Source organism: Kitasatospora sp. NPDC030952, from assembly GCF_055571335.1.
In genome coordinates this window covers 55,849-73,041 of sequence record NZ_JBVIFM010000024.1, presented here as the reverse complement: position 1 = coordinate 73,041, position 17,193 = coordinate 55,849, and the positions used below count along the sequence as shown (strand labels likewise).

The following is a 17,193-nucleotide window of genomic DNA, read 5'->3' as shown; positions in this document are numbered from 1 at the left end:
CTGCCGGTTCTCAGCTGCCGGTTCTCAGCTACCAGTTCTCAGCTACCAGTTCTCAGCCGTTCTCAGCTACCAGTCAGGAGCTCCTCTGATGCTGTCCGCGAAGTCCGCCGAGGTCGTCGAGGCCACCCTGCCCGTCGTGGGCGCCGCGATCGGTGACATCACCCCGCGCTTCTACGACCGGCTGTTCGCCGCGCACCCGGAACTGCTGCGCGACCTGTTCAACCGGGGCAACCAGGCCAACGGCACCCAGCGCGAGGCGCTGGCCGGCTCGATAGCCGCCTTCGCCTCCGCGCTGATCGCCCACCCCGACCAGCGGCCGGACGCGATGCTCGCCCGGATCGCCCACAAGCACGTCTCGGTCGGCATCGACAGCGAGCAGTACAAGGTCGTCCACGAGCACCTGTTCGCCGCGATCGTCGAGGTGCTCGGCGAGGCCGTCACCCCCGAGGTCGCCGCCGCCTGGGACGAGGTCTACTGGCTGATGGCCAACGCGCTGATCGCCGTCGAGGACCGGCTGCGCGCCGAGGTCGCCGCCGGCGGCGACCCGGCCGACCTCTGGCGCCCGTACACCGTCGTCGCCCGCCACCAGGAGACCGAGAGCGTCACCACCTACCTGGTCCGCCCGGCCGACGGCCGCCCCGCCCCGGCCTCCCGGCCCGGCCAGTACGTCTCGGTGCGCACCGAACTCGCCGACGGCGCCCACCAGATCCGCCAGTACAGCCTCTCCGGCCGCGCCGACGGAGCCCTGCGCTTCAGCGTCAAGCGCGAGCCCGGCGGCGAGGTCTCCGGCCACCTGCACGACCACCTGCACGCCGGCGACACCGTCGAACTGGCGCCCCCGCTGGGCGACATCTTCCTCGCCGACGGCGACGGCCCGGTGCTGCTCGCCTCCGCCGGCATCGGCAACACCCCGATGACCGCGATGCTCGACCACCTCGCCGCCACCGGCTCCACCCGCCGGGTCGTCTCCGTCCACGGCGACCGCGACCAGCTCAGCCACGCCTTCCGCGCCGACCTGGAGCAGCTCACCGCCAAGCTGGCCGACGCCACCGCCCACGTCTTCTACGAGCAGCCGCTCGGCGAGTGGCCCACCGAGCGCACCGGCCTGGTCGACCTGTCGACCGTCGAGATCCCGGCCGGCACCACCGCCTACCTGTGCGGCCCGCTGCCCTTCCTGCGCGCCGTGCGCGGGCAACTGCTCGCGGCGGGCGTCCCGGCCGCCGACATCCACTACGAGGTCTTCGGGCCGGACCTCTGGCTCGGCGCCTGATCCCGTCGATCCCGTCGGATTCCTCCGCCGGCACCGGTCCGCTCGGTACGATCACGGGCGGACCGGTGCCGTTTCGACGTGAGGAGCTCGGAGTGCGGGTCGCGCTGTTCGCCACCTGCGTCAACGACGCGCTGTTCCCCGCCACCGCGATCGCCACCGTGCGCCTGCTGGAACGCCTCGGCGTGACGGTGGACTTCCCCGCCGGGCAGACCTGTTGCGGGCAGCCGCAGTACAACACCGGCTACCGCCGGGCCTGCGAGCCGCTGGTGCGCCGGACGGCCCGGGCCTTCGCCGGGTACGACCACGTGGTGACGCCCTCCGGCTCCTGCGTGGCGATGGTCCGGGACAACTACCCCCGGATCGGCGCCCGGGCCGCCGCCGACGGCCGGGGCGGCGAACTCACCGACGCCGCGCTGTCGTTGGCGCCCCGGGTGATCGAGCTCAGCGAGTTCCTGATCGATGTGCTCGGCGTCGAGGACGTCGGCGCCCACTTCCCGCACACCGTCACCTACCACCCCTCCTGCCACGGCCTGCGGCTGCTCGGGCTGGGCGAGCGGCCACTGCGACTGCTGCGCGCCGTACGGGGGTTGGAGCTGGTGGAGCTGCCCGGCGCGGAGGAGTGCTGCGGCTTCGGCGGGACCTTCGCGGTCAAGAACGCGGCGGTCTCGGCGGCGATGGCCGAGGACAAGCTCGCCAACGCCCTCGGCACCGGCGCCCGAGTCCTGTGCGGCAGCGACAACTCCTGCCTGCTGCACCTCGGCGGCACCCTGCGCCGCCGGGGCGACCCACTGCGGCCGCTGCACCTCGCGGAGATCCTGGCCGCCACCGAGGAACACCCCTGGAGGCCGTCATGAGTTCGGGCACCTTCCTGGGCATGCCCGCCTTCCCCCGGGCCGCCGCCGGCGCCGTCCGGGACGGGCAGCTGCGCGCCAACCTGCGGCACGCCACCCACACCATCCGCGACAAACGCGCCCGGGCCGTGGCCGAACTGCCCGACTGGGCCGAGCTGCGCGCGGCCGGGAAGGCGATCAAGGACCACACCCTGCGCCATCTCGACCGCTACCTGGTGCGGTTGGAGGAGACCGTCACGGCGGCGGGCGGCACCGTGCACTGGGCGGCGGACGCCGAGCAGGCCAACCGGATCGTCGCCGGACTCGTCCGGGCCACCGGCGAGACGGAGGTGGTGAAGGTCAAGTCGATGGCCACCCAGGAGATCGGGCTGAACGAGGCGCTGGCCGCCGCGGGGATCACCGCCTACGAGACCGATCTCGCCGAACTGATCGTGCAGTTGGGAGAGGACCGGCCCTCGCACATCCTGGTGCCGGCGATCCACCGCAACCGCGCCGAGATCCGGGAGATCTTCGCCGAACGGATGGCCGACTGGGGCCGCCCCGCCCCCGAGGGCCTGACCGACTCCCCGGCCGAACTCGCCGAAGCCGCCCGGCTGCACCTGCGGGAGAAGTTCCTGCGCGCCCGGGTGGCCGTCTCCGGCGCCAACTTCATGGTCGCCGAGACCGGCACCCTGGTGGTGGTCGAGTCCGAGGGCAACGGCCGGATGTGCCTCACCCTCCCCCGCACCCTGATCTCCGTGGTCGGCATCGAGAAGGTCGTCCCCACCTGGCGGGACCTCGAAGTCTTCCTCCAACTGCTCCCGCGCTCCTCCACCGCCGAGCGGATGAACCCGTACACCTCGCTGTGGACCGGGACGACGCCGGGCGACGGCCCGTCCGAGTTCCACCTGGTGCTGCTGGACAACGGGCGCACCACCGCACTGGCCGACCAGGTCGGCCGGCAGGCGCTGCGCTGCATCCGCTGCTCCGCCTGCCTCAACGTCTGCCCGGTGTACGAGCGGGCCGGCGGGCACGCCTACGGCTCGGTCTACCCGGGACCGATCGGCGCCATCCTCACCCCCCAACTGCGCGGCACCGCGAGCCCGGTGGACGCCTCGCTGCCGTACGCCTCCACGCTCTGCGGAGCCTGCTACGAGGTGTGCCCGGTGGCGATCGACATCCCCGAGGTGCTGGTGCACCTGCGCGAACGGGTCGCCGAGCAGGGCGGGCACCCGGTGGAGCGGGCGGCGGTCGCCGCCGCCGGGTACCTGCTGGACCATCCGGCGGCCCTCGCGGCCGCCGAGCGACTCGCCGGGCGCACCCGTGCCCTGCACCCGCGCCGACTGCCCGGCCCCGGGCGGGCCTGGACCGACAGCCGGGACCTGCCGGAGGTGCCGGCCGAGCCGTTCCGTGACTGGTGGCGGAGGAACCGCACATGAACACACCTTCCGACGCCCGGGAGTTGATCCTCGGCCGGATCCGGGCCGCGCTCGGGGACGTCGCCACGACGGCCGAACAGCCGGTGGCGCGCCACTACTCGACCGCGCACCTGGACCCCGACGAGCCGGCCGCGCTGCTCGACCTGCTGCACCGCAACCTGGCCGACTACCGGGCCCTGGTGCACCGCTGCACCGCTGCACGACTCCCGGAGCTCATCGCGGAGTTGCTCGCCGCGCGGGGCAGCCGTACGGTCGCGGTGCCGGCCGGACTGCCGGACGGCTGGCTCGCCGCGGCCACCGGGGTCACGCCGGTGCCGGACGACGGGAGCCTCACCGCCGCCCGGCTGGACGCCGTGGACAGCGTGGTCACCGGCTGCGCGCTGGCGATCGCCGAGACCGGCACCATCGTGCTGGACGCCGGGCCCGGCCAGGGCCGGCGGCTGCTGTCACTCGTCCCGGACCACCACCTGTGCGTGGTCCGGGCACCGGAGCAGGTCGTCGCCTCCGTCCCGCTGGCGCTGCCCCGGCTCGACCCGGCGCGCCCGCAGACCTGGATCTCCGGGCCCTCGGCGACCAGTGACATCGAACTGGACCGGGTCGAGGGGGTGCACGGGCCGCGCACCCTGGAGGTGCTGCTGGTCACGGGCTGAGCGGTCACGGGCTGAGTGGCCAGGGACGGAGTGGCCAGGGACGGAGCGGTCAGGGGCTGAGCGGTCAGGGGCTGAGCGGTCAGGGGCGGAGTTCCAGGGTGCAGCACTTCGCCCCGCCGCCGCCCTTGAGCAGCTCGGAGACGTCCACCGGGATCGGCTCGTAGCCGTGCTCGGCCAGCCGGCCGGCCAGGTTCTTGGCCGCCTCCGGGAGCAGCACCCGGCGCCCGTCCGAGACCGCGTTGAGCCCGAACACCTCGGCGTCCGCCCGGTCGGCGAGGATCGCGTCCGGGTAGAGGGCGCGCAGCACGGAGCGGCTGTCGGCGTCGAAGGCCTCCGGGTAGTACATGACGTGGTCGTCGGCGAGGACGGCCAGCGCGGTGTCCAGGTGGTAGAAGCGCGGGTCGACCAGGGTCAGGCTGACCACCGGCACGCCGAACAGCTGCTCCGCCTCGGCGTGCGCGGCCCGCGAGGTGCGGAAGCCGGTACCGGCGAGCACCCGGCGGCCGACCACCAGGTGGTCGCCCTCGCCCTCGTTGACGTGCCCGGCGCGGCGCACCGCGCGGTAGCCGTGCAGCCGGAACCAGGACTGGTAGGCGTCGGACTCGGCGGCCCGCTCGGGGTAGCGGAAGGTCGCCACCAGGGCCCGGCCGTCCAGCACCGTCGCGCCGTTGGCGGCGTAGACCATGTCGGGCAGTCCGGGCACCGGGTCGATCAGCTCGACGGTGTGGCCGAGGCGGCGGTACGTGCGGTGCAGCCGCTCCCACTGGCGGACGGCGAGTGCGGTGTCGGTGGGCTGTGACGGGTCCATCCACGGGTTGATCGCGTAGTCCACCGTGAAGTACGTCGGCCGGCACATCAGGTAGCGCCGGGGTCGCGCCGTACGTGCCGGGGTGTGCGTGGGCATTGCTCAACCGTCCTCGGTTCGCGGGGAGTTGGTCTGCACGGGTACCGTGTCGCTCCAGAGGCGGGCTGCCCCGCCGCCCCCGTTCGCACACCCGCGCGGGCGCCCCCGGCGGGCGCAACCCCCCGCGCACCCGGCGCGAGCCCCGGCGCACGGTATTCACCGGCGCACCACGATCAGCGGCGCGCCGCCGTCAGCAGCGCGCCACGCTCACCGGCTCACGGCCGTCACCAGCGCGCCACGCTCACCAGCGCACTGCCGCGAAGTCGACCGGTTCGGTCCGCAGTGCGCGGGCCCGGACGGCGAGGGCGCGCAGCCGGCGGTCCGCCTCCTCGGCGGACATCCACCGCTTGTCGCCGTGGCCCGGCAGCAGCCACTCGAAGCGCAGCGCGTCGAGGCTGCGGTCCAGGGAGGCGGACTGCTCCTCGATCGAGTACCAGGTGACGGCCTCCTGCACCTCGATGTCCTGGTTGGTGCGGGACCAGTACAGGCTGTCGCCGCTGAAGCAGTAGCGCCGGTCGGCGACGTAGAGCACGCTACCGAGGGTGTGACCGGGGAAGGGGTGGGCGACCAGGCCGGGCGAGATCTCCACCGGGTCGGTGCCGCGCAGCACCCGGTCGGCGTCCGGCGCGGCGGCGAGGTCGCCCTCGTGGATCCAGAGCCGGGCGCCCAGCCGGTCGGCGTACTCCCGGCCGTGGGCGGCGTGGTCGCGGTGGGTGAGCAGGACGTCGGTGACCGGGCCGAGCGCCTGGTAGCGGGCCGCGAGCGCCTCGCTGTAGCGCGGGGTGTCGATCATGACCCAGCCGGTCGGGCGGCGGCAGAGGTAGGCGGTGGCGCCGGCGGTCTGCCGGGAGTTGTGGCCGAGGATCAGCACGTCCCCCGCCGTCTTCCCGTCCCCCGCCGTGTGCCCGTCCCCCGCCCCGTCCTCGTCCAGGGCGAGCGGGAAGGGGTCGGTCGCCGGGTCGAGCCGGCCGGTGCCGGGGCGGATCGAGCGGGTCGGGCAGGCGTGGGCGGCGGCCAGCAGCTGACGGCGCTCGGCGTCGTCGCGCGGCTGGCGGATCAGCTCGGACTTGCGGTCGTGCTCGCGGATCAGGTCGGGTGCGAGCTGGCGGGCGACGTCGCAGTTGGTGCAGCGGTCGTCGACGGACCAGTTCTCGGATCGGTTCATGGCTGATGTCCCCCAGGAAGGAACGGCGGCCGCAGCGACGCGCCGTACTTCGAGCATCGTCCCGACCGGCCGGGAAGTGGAAGGGGGCGCGGATCTTGTGCTTTCCCGGGCACGCCGCTCTGCGGCCCGGAAGGGGCCGGCCAGGGTACGTGGCCCATCTCACGTGCCGCCAGGAGCACCTACGGTGGCGTAGGTCACTTGATTGGGTGAACTATCTCTTTCATGCCGAACCTCCAGGAGACCCTTGACCTCAGTTCGTATGCCGCCCTCGGGGACAGCTTCACCGAGGGCCTGAACGACCCCGGTGCCGACGGCGCCTTCGCCGGCTGGGCCGATCGCCTGGCCGGGCTGCTCGCCGACGGACGGCCGCCGGGCGGGTTCCGCTACGCCAATCTGGCGGTGCGCGGGCGGCTGCTGGACCAGATCGTCGCCGAGCAGGTGCCGGAGGTCCGCCGGCTCCAGCCGGACCTGGTCACCTTCTGCGCCGGCGGCAACGACATCCTGCGGCCCGGCAGCGACCCGGACGAGGTGGCCGGCCGCTTCGAGGCCGCCATCGCCCAACTCGCCGAGAACGCGGGGACGGTGCTGATCTGCACCGGCTTCGACACCCGCGAGGTGCCGCTGCTCAAGCACCTCCGCGGCAAGATCGCCACCTACAACGGCCACATGCGGGCGGTCGCCGACCGCTACGACTGCAAGGTCGCCGACCTGTGGTCGCTGCGCGCGGTGCAGGACCGCCGTGCCTGGAGCGAGGACCGGCTGCACCTCTCCCCGGAGGGGCACCAGCGGGTCGCCCTGCTGGCCGCCCGCTCGCTGGGCCTGCGCACCCAGGAGGACCCGGAGGCCCCGTGGCCGACCACCCGGACCCTCACCCCCGCCGACCAGCGGCGGGAGAACCTCCAGTGGGCGCGCGAGTACCTGATCCCCTGGGTCGGCCGGCGCCTGCGCGGCGAGTCCTCGGGCGACCACGTCGAGGCCAAGCGGCCGGATCTGCTTCCGCTCTGACGCTCCGTCAACTCAACCCTCGGCGCCGGGCGCTGCGGCCGGACCGGTCCGCGGTGCCCGGCGCGACAGTGTCCGGCGCAGCAGCATCCGGTGCGGCAGCGCGGCGCCGGCCGCGCCGACCAGGTACCAGAACAGGTCCGGCGGGTTGAAGGTCGACCCGAGCACCAGGTGCACCAGCCCGCTGTGCCGCCCCCACGCGTCCGGCAGCCCGGTGGCCTGGAACAGTTCCACCGCCCAGCTCACCCCCGCCGCCCACAGCACCGCCCGCGCCGGGCGGACCTGCGGGGCGATCAGCACCACCAGGGCGTACACCAGCACGGTGTAGAGCGCGTCGCCCGCGTACTTGGCCCGGTCGCCGGAGAGCACGGCTCGCACACCCAGGCCGGCCGCCACGGTGAGCACCGCGGCCGCGGCGGCGGGGAGCCGGGCGGGCAGGCCGCCTCGAAGATCGTTCACCCGCCCCACGGTACGTGCCCGTTCTGGGGCGTGTCTTCGAACGCCCCGCAGACGGGAGTTCGAAGACACGCCCCACCTTCACGTCCCCGCCCCCGGAACCACCGCGCGACGCCGGACGTCACTCCCCCTGATGAGCCATCCGTGCAGGTCACGGGCGGGAGTTCGAGCAAGGCAGGCGGGCGGGGAACAGTGACGGACCACGGGAACACCACGACGCGGCGGCAGTTCACCGTCCCCGGATTCGCGACCGGGCCGGACGGCCGGGCCCTGCGGGCCCGCGAACAGGGCAAGGCACTGCGCGGGCGCGTCCCCCGGGAGCGGCACGCGGAGTTCGCGCCCGCGCCCGACCGGCCCACCGCCGTGGCGGCGATCGAGGCCTCCAACGCGGGCCGGATCCCCGGGCTGGTGCCGCTCCGGGTGGGCCGGATGGCCGCCACCCCGTTCGCCTTCCTGCGCGGCTCGGCCGGGCTGATGGCCGCCGACCTCGCGGGCACGGCGGTGACCGGCGTCAGCGCTCAGCTGTGCGGGGACGCCCACGCCGCCAACTTCGGGCTGTACGGCGACGCGCGCGGCCAACTCGTGATGGACATCAACGACTTCGACGAGACCGTGCCCGGCCCCTGGGAATGGGACCTCAAGCGGCTGGCCACCAGCCTGGTGCTGGCCGGGCGGGAGACCGGGGCCGACGAGACCACCGCCCGGGCCTCCGCCGAGCACGCGGCCGCCTCCTACCGCCGCACCATGCGCACCCTGGCCAAGCTGCCCGCCCTGGACGCCTGGAACGCCGTGGCCGACGAGCAGTTGGTGGTCTTCACCGAGGCCCACGACCTCGCCGAGGTGCTGCGGAAGGTCGGGACGAAGGCCCTCGGCAACACCAGCGCCCGGTTCGCCGCCCGCAGCACCACCCGTACCGCGGACGGCGGTTGGCGCTTCACGGCGGCCCCGCCGGTGCTCACCCGGGTCACCGACGCGACCGCCCGGGCGGTGGCCGAGTCGCTCGGCCCGTACGTGGCCACGGTGCCCGCCGAGGTGCGCACCCTGCTGTCCCGCTACCGGGTGCAGGACGTGGCGTTCCGGGTGGTCGGCACCGGCAGCGTCGGCACCCGCTCGTACGTGGTGCTGCTCACCGACCACCGGGACCAGCCGCTGGTGCTCCAGGTGAAGGAGGCCCGGCCGTCCGCCCTGCTGCCCCACCTGGGCGGCCCCGGGCAGCCGCCGGAGGAGCACGAGGGCCGGCGCGTGGTGCTCGGCCAGAAGCACATGCAGGTGGTCAGCGACACCCTGCTCGGCTGGACGACCGTCGACGGACTCCCGTACCAGGTACGGCAGTTCCGCAACCGCAAGGGCAGCGTCGACCCGGCCGCCCTGCTCCCGGGCCAGCTCGACGACTACGCCCGGATCACCGGCGCCCTGCTCGCCCGGGCCCACGCCCACACCGCCGACCCGGGCCTGCTGGCGGGCTACTGCGGCAAGGGCGAGGCCCTCGACGAGGCGATCGCCGCCTTCGCCGTCGCCTACGCCGACCGCACCGAGGCCGACCACGCCGACCTGCTCACCGCCGTCCGCAACGGCCGCCTCCCCGCCGAGCAGGGGGTCTGAGGACGGTTGTCGTAGGGCGGGGCCAGGGCCTGTCCTCGAACTCCCGCAGACGGGGGTTCGAAGACAGGCCCTGGATTGTCGGGCCATGGGACTGACGATCAGCGTGGGGGCGCTCGGCGCCCCGGAGTTGCGGGCCGAGGCCGAGGTGCTGCACCGGGCGTTGGCGGCGGAGGGCGTGGAATGGCGGGAGAGGTCTTCGCCTGGCACCAGCTGTACCGGGCCTGCCGGGCCAGTCTCGCGAGCGGGCGGGCGATCCTCTTCGGGTGAACGGCCGGGCCGGCCAGGACGGTCAGGGCGTCAGGGCGTCAGGGCGTCAGGGCGTCAGGGCGTCAGGGCGTCAGGAACGGTGCCACGGCGGCGATGTACTCGGCCGGCCGAGCGCTGTGCACCAGGTGCCCGGCCTCGATGGTGACCAGCCGGCAGTCCGGGACCAGCCGGGCGAGTTCGGCGATCCGCTCCTGCGGGATGTAGCTGGCGGCCCCGCCCGCGACCGCCAGGGTGGGGGCGGTGATCCGGGTCAGCCCGGCCCGCCAGGCCGGGTCGGGGTCGTCGAGCTGCGCCTTGATCGCCCGGACCATCGCCCAGTCGAAGTGCGCCGGCTCCTGCTCGCCCTCGGGCGGCACGCTGGCCGGGCGCGGGTACAGGGCGGGGATCTCCTCCAGGACGAGCCGGTTCACCCGCTCCGGCGCGGCCTGGGCGAGCAGGTAGGCGACCGCCCCGCCCATCGAGTGGCCGACCAGGTCGACCCGGTCCAGGCCGAGCGCGTCCAGGAAGGCGAGCACGTCCTCTCGCATCCGCTCCAGGCCGTACTCGGCGGTGCGGCCGCTGTCGCCGTGGCCGCGCAGGTCGGGCGCGTACACGTGGTGGTCGGGGGCGAGGTCGGGCAGCACCGTGTCCCAGTCGGCGGCGCGCTCGCCGAGGGCGTGCAGCAGCACCAGCGGCGGGCCGTCGGGGCGTCCGCTCTCCCGGTAGGCGAGCGTGACCTCGGGGAGCCGGACCGTCCGTACTGTCGTCATGCCCGCCACCGTACGCGACGGTCGGCGGTCAGCGGACGGCTGTTCGCCCTCGGCTCAGCGCGGCCGGCTCCCCGGGCGCCCGTTCCCCGCCGGTGGCCCGGCCGGCGAACACCGAGGCCAGCACGGCGAGTCCGGCCACCGCGGCGCAGACCAGACTGGCCGCCAGGTACGCGGAGCGGTGGCCGCCGCCCCCGGCGGTCTCCCGCAGGTAGACCCCGGACAGCGCGGAGACCGCGACGGCCGCCGCGATCCGCTGCGCCATCTGCAGGATCGCCCCGCTCACCCCGGCCGCCTCGGCGGGCGCGTGGCGCAGCACGTAGGCCTGGTTGGTGGAGCCCATCAGTCCGACCGAGGCGCCGCTGAGCAGTTGGAGCAGGGCGAGCAGCCAGGGCAGCACGGCGGCGGGGGCCCAGTGGGCGACGGCGCCGCTCAGCAGCATGGCCAGTGCGGATCCGGTCATCCCGATGGTGACGGTGCGCCGGCCGAGCCGCTGCACCACCCGCCAGGCGAGTGCGGAGGCCGTCGCCATGGCCAGCGCCGAGGGCAGCGAGACCAGGGCGGCGCCCATCGGGGACAGGCCCAGGCCGTCCTGGAGGAACATGGTGAGGACGAGCGAGGCGGCCAGCGAGGAGCCGAACTGCGCCATCGCGGTGGCCGTGCCGAGCGCGTACGGCGCGGAGCGGGTGAGCGCGGGGTGGACCAGCGGGTTCCCGCCGGTGCGGGCGTAGCGGCGCTGCCAGCCGACGAGCGCGCCGATCAGCGCCAGTGCGCCGGCCGCGAAGGCCAGCCAGCCCGCAGGGCCGGGCGGCTGGACGAAGGGCAGCATCAGGACCAGGGTGAGCGCGCCGACCAGCAGCAGGCCGAGCAGGTCGAGATCGGCGTTCCGGGCGGCCGGGCGGGGTTTGGGCAGGTGCCGGACGGCCAGCAGGACGGTCGCCAGCCCGAACGGGACGTTGAGCAGGAAGGTGAGTCGCCAGCCGAGTTCCGGGCCGGCCGCCGCCAGCACCAGGCCGCCGACCGGCGGGCCGAGGGCGAAGGCGAGGCTGCCGGTCACGGCGTACATGCCGAGGGCGCGGGCGCGCAGCTGGCCGTCGAAGACGTCCTGCAGGGTGCCGATCATCTGGGAGTTGACCAGGCCCGCGCCGACGCCCTGGAGGAGCCGGGCGGCGATCAGCACCACCGGGTCGCCGGCGGTCGCGGAGACCAGGCTGACCAGGGTGAACAGGGCGAGGCCGGTGACGAAGAACCACTTGCGGCCCTTGACGTCGCCCAGCCGCCCACCGGGGATCAGCGCGAGGCCGAAGGCGAGCGAGTACCCGGCGACGATCCACTGGAGGTGGGCGGGCTGGGCGTGCAGGGCCTCGCGCAGGGCGGGGATGGAGGTGTTCAGCACGGACTGGTCGAGCAGGGTGGTGAAGCCACCCGCGACGCAGACCAGCAGCACGCGGCGCCCGGCGGCGTCGAACCGCTCCTTCGGCGGTGCGGCGACCGGGCGCTCGGCTATCGGCCCGGTGGGGCCGTCGGCGGCGCTCACGGTTCGACCACCACGAGGGCGTAGCGGGCCGCGCCGGGGCCGAGGCTGCGGAAGCGGCTGGTGCCGGAGCCGTAGCGCAGGCAGTCGCCGGGGCCGAGCAGCTGCGGCTCGCCGTCCAGGCTCAGTTCCAACTGCCCTTCGAACAGCCAGAGGTGGTGCTCCAGCCCGGGCAGGCAGGGCCGGTCGTAGGCGATGTCGGCACCGGCCGGGAGGCGGCCCTCGACGATCTCCGCGTGCAGCGAGCCGTGCGGCGGGGAGACCGCGCGGCGGACGAAGCCGGTGGCCTCGTCCTGCCACGAGTGCTGGTCCTCGGCGCGGACCAGCCGGGCGGGGCCGGACTCCACCTCGGCGAGCAGCCGGGACATCGTCCGCCCGTACACGGCGCACAGCCGCCCGAGCAGCGCGGCGGTCGGGCTGACCTCGGCCCGCTCCACCCGGGACAGGGTGGACCGGCTGACGTCGGCGAGCCGGGCCAACTCCTCCAGGGTCCAGCCGCGTTCGACCCGCAACTCGGCGAGCCGTTGTGCCAGCCGCTCATCGGCGGCGGTGTCGATTCCCATATCCGCGATGCTATCCCGAATATGGGATCGTTCTCCCGACTTTCCGACGTGGTTCCCTCGGACCCGGTGACGGTCTGACGACGGCTCGGCTTCGCTTCAGCTCCGATTCGGCCGGCCCCACCCGTCCCTGGAGCCCCGGCCGCAGCATGCTCATATGATGTCCGCCGACAAAGTGGCCGGTCAGCGGCCCATCGGCGAGGGGGACCAACGATCGTGTTCGGCATCATCAGGCCGTGCAGGCACCGACTGTCCGAGCGCCTCCAGACCTCCTGGATGGCGCACCTCTGCGGGCTCTGCCTCGCTCTGCGGGACGACCACGGGCAGCTCGCCCGGACCGCCACCAACTACGACGGGCTGATCATCTCCGTCCTGGTCGAGGCCCAGGCCGAGCGGGAGGACTCCTCCTGGCGCCGCACCGCCGGGCCCTGCCCGCTACGCGGCATGCGGACCGCCTCGGTGGCCAAGGGCGAGGGTGCCCGGCTGGCCGCCGCCGTCTCGCTGGCACTCGCCTCGGTGAAGATCCGCGACCACGTCGAGGACCGGGACGGCGTGTTCGCCCGCCGGCCGGTCGCCGCCGGGGCCCGCGCGGTGACCCGCCGCTGGGACCGCAAGAGCGCGGGCAGCGCCTCCACGGTCGGCTTCGACACCGCCGTACTGCTCGACGCCGCCTCCCGGCAGGGCGAGTTGGAGCGCACGCTGCTGCCCGGCAGCTCCGTCCTGCTGGTCACCGAGCCCACCGAGACCGCCACCTCGGCCGCCTTCGCCCACACCGCCGTGATCGCCGGGCGGCCCGGCAACGCCGCCCCGCTCGCCGAGGCGGGGCGGCTGTTCGGCCGGCTCGCCCACCTCCTGGACGCCGCCGAGGACCAGGACGCCGACGCCGCCTCGGGCGCCTGGAACCCGCTGACCGCCACCGGCACCGACCGCGCCGAGGCCGAGCGGCTCTGCCGGGACGCCGTGCACGGCATCCGGCTCGCGCTGCGCGAGGTCGAACTGACCGACCGGGCCCTGGTGCACGTCCTGCTCGGGCACGAGACGGAGAGCGCGGTGGACCGGGTCTTCGGCCGGGCCGGGCGCGGGAGGAGCTGCCGCCACGGCGCCGCCGGCGGGGCCACCGGCGGGGCCGCCACCGGCGTCACCGCCGAGCACCCGCAGGACGCTCCGCCGCGTCAGGCCCCGGACCAGGCGCCCGTACCCCCGTGGGTACCCCAGGGGCCGGGCTTCCTCCCGCCGCCCGGCGGGAAGCCGCCGCAGCCGCGCAACCTGCTCGCCGGGTGCGCGGTGTGGGCACTGATGGCCTGCTCCTGCCAGCTGCTCTGCTGCGAGCACGACGACCCGTTCACCCGGGAGCGCCGCAAGGGCTTCTGCGAGCGGCACGACTGCTGCGACTGCTGCGACGCCTCTGACTGCAGCGGCTGCGGCGACTGCTGCGACTGCTGCAAGTGCGGGTGCGACTGCTGCGACAACTGCGGCTGCGACGGCTGCGGCTGCGACTGCTAGTGAGCCGCCGCCTGCCCCGTCAGCTCCGCCCGCGGCCTCTCCGCCCGCAACCTCTCCGTCAGCATTCGAGCTGTCGGCGCTCGATCCGTCAGCGCTCGTCCGGCGCCGCCGCCGACTGATCGGACAGCCACTCCACCGGCCCGGGGTGCCCCCGCAGCACCCCGGGCCGATCCGCGTCCTGGTGTTCCGCGCCGCGCCGCCACAGCGGCAGCACCGCCACCGGGTCAACCGGCTCGGCGGCCTCAGGCGTCACGCCCGGCCACCTCCCGGTCCGCCGCCAGTGAGTTCTCCAGCCCGGCCAGCAACTGCCGGAACCGCTCGGTGTCCTGCTCCGTCATCCGCCCCTCGGGCGCCGCCCCCGGCCACTCGGCCGTCCTGTCGTCCATGGAACCGACGGTAGGCGGCGGCGATCAACGGGCGATAAACGAGGGACTGGTGGGACGCACGGGGCCCGGCCCCGCAAGGGCGCGCGGCGCGGGGCGGCTTGGCGTGTTCACGCGTTGGTGGTTCAATGCCCTGCGGTAGGCAGTTAGGAAGGTTTCCTAACTTCCCACCCCCGAACCTGAGCACGACCTCCTCCCCCGCCGAGAGGTGACTTCCCATGGGTCGTACCACCACCAGGAACACCACCCGCAGCACCGCCCGCAGCGCTGTCCGAACGCTGATCGCCGGCGCCACCCTCGCCGCGCTGCTCCTGCCCACCGCCGGCGCCCCCGCCGAAGCCCGCACCCCGACGGTCGGCAGCCGGCCCGCCGCCGCCTTCCAGCACCCCGGAGTGCTGGTCGGCGCGCGGCAACTCGCCTTCGTCAAGGGCAAACTGGCCGACGGTGTCGAGCCCTGGACCTCCGCCCTCGCGGATCTGCGGGCCGGCAAGTACGCCTCGCTCGACTGGCAGCCCAAGCCGCGCGCCACCGTCGAGTGCGGCTCCAGCTCCCACCCCAACAACGGCTGTTCGGACGAGCGCGACGACTCGATGGCCGCCTACGCCCACGCCCTGCAGTGGGCCCTCACCGGCGACCGGCGCCACGCCGACAAGGCGATCGCCATCATGGACGCCTGGTCGGGCGTCATCCGGGAGCACACCAACACCAACGCCCCGCTGCAGACCGGCTGGTCGGGCAACAACTGGGCCCGCGCCGCGGAGCTGATCCGCCACACGGACGCCGGCTGGTCCGCGGGCTCGGTCGACCGCTTCGCCACCATGCTGCGCACCGTCTACGTGCCGCTGCTGACCCCTGGCAGCCCGCGCAAGAACGGCAACTGGGAGCTGATCCAGACCGACGCCCTGATGGGCATCGCCGTCTTCCTCGACGACCACGGCCTGTTCGACCGGGCCGCGGACCTGTGGCGGCACCGGCTGCCCGCCTACGTCTACCTCTCCTCCGACGGCGACCTCCCGGTGCCGCCGCCGAAGGCCGGGATCCAGGGACAGTCCGCGCTGGTCAAGTACTGGAACGGCCAGTCCACCTTCGTGGACGGGCTCTCGCAGGAGACCTGCCGGGACTTCGGCCACACCGGCTGGGGCCTGGAGGCCGCCGCCCAGACCGCCGAGACGGCCCGGCTGCAGGGCCTCGACCTGTGGGGCGAGGGGCGCGAACGGCTGGTCAAGGCCCTGGAGTTCCACACCGCCTACGACAACGGCGCGAGCGCCCCGGACTGGCTGTGCGACGGCTCGGTGAACACCGGCCTGGGGCCGGCCGTGCAACTCGCCTACAACGAGTACCACCTGCGCGAGGGCCTGGCGATGCCGCAGACGGAGCAGTACGTGGCGGCGCACAGCCCCTTCGGGGCCGACTACTTCATCGGCTGGGAGACCCTCACCCACACCGACGCGCCCTGAGCCCGGGCGCCGCTCCAAGTGGGCGGCGGACGGCGGGCGACAGACGCCGGGCGGACCAGTTTTTTGCCAGTAGGTCGTCCGCCGAGAGCTCGGCGTGCCGGCCCACCGGCTTGGGGGCCGGCCGGCCGAGCAGCCGGGCGTCGTCCAGGCGTCGGACGGTGGTGTCGGCGCCCAAGTCGCCCGTCTCGTAGGCCTCGTCCCGGTCGGCTGGTATCACCGGCGCGACCCGTTCGGCGACGACCGAGCGGCTCCGCTCGGGGCCGTGCGGGGCCCATGCGGAGTCGTGCGGGCCCTTACGCAATTTTATTAGGAAAGTTTCCTTACCATATGGACTGCCGCCCGCCCCGGCCTCTAATCTGCTGCCGCGAGCTCGCGCTCGTCCCCCACGGCGTCACCGCGACGAGCTGCCGCGCCACCCCACTGCCTCCGGCGGTTGCACCCCCGGAGATCGGAGCAGGCCCATGCGAGTTTCCCGGACCCACCGCCTCGCGGCCGTCGCCGCGGTGGTCCTGCTGACCGCCGGCACCGGCTGCGCCGCCTCCTCGGCGCAGGCCACGCCGGAGGCCCCAGCCGGCCCGACCGTCGTCGCCACCGCCACCGCCACCGCCACCGCCACCGCCCAGCGGGTGGCCGCCGGCGGGCTCACCCCCGACCAGCGCCGCCGCGCCGACCAGTTGGTCAGCGTCTTCGAGAACAGCACCACCGAGATCCAGTACGGCTACGCCGAGAACATCAACGACGGCCGGGGCGTCACCGCCGGCCGGGCCGGGTTCACCACCAACGACGGCGACGCCCTCAAGGTGGTCCGCGCCTACACCGCCGTCTCCCCCGACAACCCGCTCTCCCGCTTCATCCCCGAACTGGAACGCCTGGCCGCCGCCGGCAGCGGCGACACCAGCGGCCTGCCCGAGGCCGACTACATCGCCGCCTGGCGGCAGGCCGCCCAGGACCCGGCCTTCCGGCAGGTCCAGGACGACCAGGTCGACCAGCGCTACTTCACCCCGGCCATGGACCAGGCCGACCGGCTCGGCCTCACCACCGCACTGGCCCGCGCCGAGCTGTACGACGCCTCCATCCAGCACGGCAACGGCAGCGAGTACGACGCCCTGCCCGCGCTGATCGGGCGCACCACCGCCAAGGTCGGATCGCCCTCGGCCGCCGGTGAGCGCGCCTGGCTGGACGCCTTCTTCGACGTCCGGATCGACGACCTGAACAACCCGGCGAACTCCTCCACCGCCGACGAGTGGCGCAAGTCCGTCGACCGGGTCGAGTGCCTGCGTCGGATCGCCGCCACCGGTAACTACGTCCTGGACGGCCCGTTCACCATCACCGCCTACGGCTCCGGCTACACCATCGGCTGAGCCGCGTCGCCCCGGGGTCCGGGAGTGTGGGCCCGGACCCCGGCCCCCTCAGCCCCCACCCTTT

At 74.4% G+C, this 17,193-nt stretch carries 17 protein-coding genes; 9 read left to right on the top strand and 8 right to left on the bottom strand.

Annotated features, from left to right (window positions below; translation table 11 throughout):
* Positions 1–88: 88 nt before the first annotated feature.
* The 4 genes from ACZ47G_RS32190 (at position 89) to ACZ47G_RS32175 (ending at position 4,189) form a co-directional block, all read left to right on the top strand.
* Positions 89–1,270 carry a globin domain-containing protein gene (locus ACZ47G_RS32190; protein WP_465748777.1) on the top strand — a complete coding sequence of 394 codons (1,182 nt, stop codon included), beginning with the start codon at positions 89–91 and terminating at the stop codon, positions 1,268–1,270.
* Positions 1,271–1,362: 92 nt separating this feature from the next.
* The gene (locus tag ACZ47G_RS32185; RefSeq protein ID WP_465748895.1) at positions 1,363–2,124 is read left to right on the top strand and encodes a (Fe-S)-binding protein; all 762 of its coding nucleotides are present in this window, start codon (positions 1,363–1,365) and stop codon (positions 2,122–2,124) included.
* A complete protein-coding gene (locus tag ACZ47G_RS32180; protein WP_465748775.1) occupies positions 2,121–3,539 on the top strand; it encodes a lactate utilization protein B in 1,419 nt (472 codons plus the stop codon). Before ACZ47G_RS32185 ends, ACZ47G_RS32180 begins: the two co-directional genes overlap by 4 nt.
* Positions 3,536–4,189, top strand: a complete 654-nt coding sequence (locus ACZ47G_RS32175) for a LutC/YkgG family protein (protein WP_465748774.1) — start codon at positions 3,536–3,538, stop codon at positions 4,187–4,189. Before ACZ47G_RS32180 ends, ACZ47G_RS32175 begins: the two co-directional genes overlap by 4 nt.
* A gap of 79 nt (positions 4,190–4,268) precedes the next feature.
* Here ACZ47G_RS32175 and ddaH read toward each other — a convergent pair whose 3' ends face one another.
* Entirely contained in the window at positions 4,269–5,093 is an 825-nt protein-coding gene (gene ddaH, locus ACZ47G_RS32170; protein ID WP_465748773.1) for a dimethylargininase, read from the bottom strand.
* Between the two features lie 241 nt (positions 5,094–5,334).
* A complete protein-coding gene (locus tag ACZ47G_RS32165) occupies positions 5,335–6,258 on the bottom strand; it encodes a 4Fe-4S domain-containing protein (protein WP_465748771.1) in 924 nt (307 codons plus the stop codon).
* Between the two features lie 222 nt (positions 6,259–6,480).
* Between ACZ47G_RS32165 and ACZ47G_RS32160 the strand changes: the two genes are divergently transcribed.
* A complete protein-coding gene (locus ACZ47G_RS32160) occupies positions 6,481–7,263 on the top strand; it encodes an SGNH/GDSL hydrolase family protein (RefSeq protein ID WP_465748770.1) in 783 nt (260 codons plus the stop codon).
* Positions 7,264–7,275: 12 nt separating this feature from the next.
* Here ACZ47G_RS32160 and ACZ47G_RS32155 read toward each other — a convergent pair whose 3' ends face one another.
* A complete protein-coding gene (locus tag ACZ47G_RS32155; RefSeq protein WP_465748768.1) occupies positions 7,276–7,719 on the bottom strand; it encodes a ribosomal maturation YjgA family protein in 444 nt (147 codons plus the stop codon).
* A 189-nt stretch (positions 7,720–7,908) separates the two neighbouring features.
* Between ACZ47G_RS32155 and ACZ47G_RS32150 the strand changes: the two genes are divergently transcribed.
* Positions 7,909–9,318: a DUF2252 domain-containing protein gene (locus ACZ47G_RS32150; RefSeq protein WP_465748766.1), complete on the top strand. Its 1,410-nt coding sequence runs from the start codon at positions 7,909–7,911 to the stop codon at positions 9,316–9,318.
* A 329-nt stretch (positions 9,319–9,647) separates the two neighbouring features.
* Here the strand turns inward: ACZ47G_RS32150 and ACZ47G_RS32145 are convergent, their stop codons facing one another.
* From ACZ47G_RS32145 to ACZ47G_RS32135, 3 genes are read right to left on the bottom strand one after another with little or no spacing between them, the layout of a single operon-like run.
* Complete coding sequence (locus tag ACZ47G_RS32145) at positions 9,648–10,334, bottom strand: alpha/beta fold hydrolase (RefSeq protein WP_465748764.1); 687 nt, start codon at positions 10,332–10,334, stop codon at positions 9,648–9,650.
* Between the two features lie 28 nt (positions 10,335–10,362).
* A complete protein-coding gene (locus ACZ47G_RS32140) occupies positions 10,363–11,868 on the bottom strand; it encodes an MFS transporter (RefSeq protein ID WP_465748762.1) in 1,506 nt (501 codons plus the stop codon).
* A complete protein-coding gene (locus ACZ47G_RS32135) occupies positions 11,865–12,428 on the bottom strand; it encodes a helix-turn-helix domain-containing protein (protein ID WP_465748760.1) in 564 nt (187 codons plus the stop codon). The genes ACZ47G_RS32140 and ACZ47G_RS32135 overlap by 4 nt, the downstream gene beginning before the upstream one ends.
* 213 nt (positions 12,429–12,641) lie before the next feature.
* Here ACZ47G_RS32135 and ACZ47G_RS32130 point away from each other — a divergent pair, with 213 nt between their 5' ends.
* Entirely contained in the window at positions 12,642–13,928 is a 1,287-nt protein-coding gene (locus ACZ47G_RS32130) for a DUF5685 family protein (RefSeq protein WP_465748758.1), read from the top strand.
* 88 nt (positions 13,929–14,016) lie between these two features.
* On the opposite strand, the gene ACZ47G_RS32125 is transcribed toward ACZ47G_RS32130, so the two are convergent.
* Together ACZ47G_RS32125 and ACZ47G_RS32120 are read right to left on the bottom strand one after the other, a co-directional pair.
* On the bottom strand, positions 14,017–14,181 hold the full coding sequence (locus tag ACZ47G_RS32125) for a hypothetical protein (RefSeq protein ID WP_465748756.1): 165 nt from the start codon (positions 14,179–14,181) through the stop codon (positions 14,017–14,019).
* Positions 14,171–14,314 (bottom strand): hypothetical protein, encoded by a 144-nt coding sequence (locus ACZ47G_RS32120; RefSeq protein ID WP_465748754.1) that lies wholly within the window; start codon positions 14,312–14,314, stop codon positions 14,171–14,173. The genes ACZ47G_RS32125 and ACZ47G_RS32120 overlap by 11 nt, the downstream gene beginning before the upstream one ends.
* A gap of 215 nt (positions 14,315–14,529) precedes the next feature.
* On the opposite strand from ACZ47G_RS32120, the gene ACZ47G_RS32115 reads away from it, so the two are divergent.
* Both ACZ47G_RS32115 and ACZ47G_RS32110 read left to right on the top strand, forming a co-directional pair.
* Positions 14,530–15,768, top strand: a complete 1,239-nt coding sequence (locus ACZ47G_RS32115) for an alginate lyase family protein (protein WP_465748752.1) — start codon at positions 14,530–14,532, stop codon at positions 15,766–15,768.
* A 461-nt stretch (positions 15,769–16,229) separates the two neighbouring features.
* The gene (locus ACZ47G_RS32110; RefSeq protein WP_465748750.1) at positions 16,230–17,129 is read left to right on the top strand and encodes a chitosanase; all 900 of its coding nucleotides are present in this window, start codon (positions 16,230–16,232) and stop codon (positions 17,127–17,129) included.
* Positions 17,130–17,193 lie beyond the last annotated feature (64 nt).

Excerpts from the sequence above, each read along its gene's own strand:
- ACZ47G_RS32120 (WP_465748754.1), bottom strand. The coding sequence starts at position 14,314 with ATGGACGACAGGACGGCCGAGTGGCCGGGGGCGGCGCCCGAGGGGCGG.
- ddaH (WP_465748773.1), bottom strand. The coding sequence starts at position 5,093 with ATGCCCACGCACACCCCGGCACGTACGGCGCGACCCCGGCGCTACCTG.
- ACZ47G_RS32160 (WP_465748770.1), top strand. The coding sequence starts at position 6,481 with ATGCCGAACCTCCAGGAGACCCTTGACCTCAGTTCGTATGCCGCCCTC.
- ACZ47G_RS32110 (WP_465748750.1), top strand. The coding sequence starts at position 16,230 with ATGCGAGTTTCCCGGACCCACCGCCTCGCGGCCGTCGCCGCGGTGGTC.
- ACZ47G_RS32115 (WP_465748752.1), top strand. The coding sequence starts at position 14,530 with ATGGGTCGTACCACCACCAGGAACACCACCCGCAGCACCGCCCGCAGC.
- ACZ47G_RS32135 (WP_465748760.1), bottom strand. The coding sequence starts at position 12,428 with ATGGGAATCGACACCGCCGCCGATGAGCGGCTGGCACAACGGCTCGCC.
- ACZ47G_RS32180 (WP_465748775.1), top strand. The coding sequence starts at position 2,121 with ATGAGTTCGGGCACCTTCCTGGGCATGCCCGCCTTCCCCCGGGCCGCC.
- ACZ47G_RS32145 (WP_465748764.1), bottom strand. The coding sequence starts at position 10,334 with ATGACGACAGTACGGACGGTCCGGCTCCCCGAGGTCACGCTCGCCTAC.
- ACZ47G_RS32190 (WP_465748777.1), top strand. The coding sequence starts at position 89 with ATGCTGTCCGCGAAGTCCGCCGAGGTCGTCGAGGCCACCCTGCCCGTC.
- ACZ47G_RS32165 (WP_465748771.1), bottom strand. The coding sequence starts at position 6,258 with ATGAACCGATCCGAGAACTGGTCCGTCGACGACCGCTGCACCAACTGC.
- ACZ47G_RS32175 (WP_465748774.1), top strand. The coding sequence starts at position 3,536 with ATGAACACACCTTCCGACGCCCGGGAGTTGATCCTCGGCCGGATCCGG.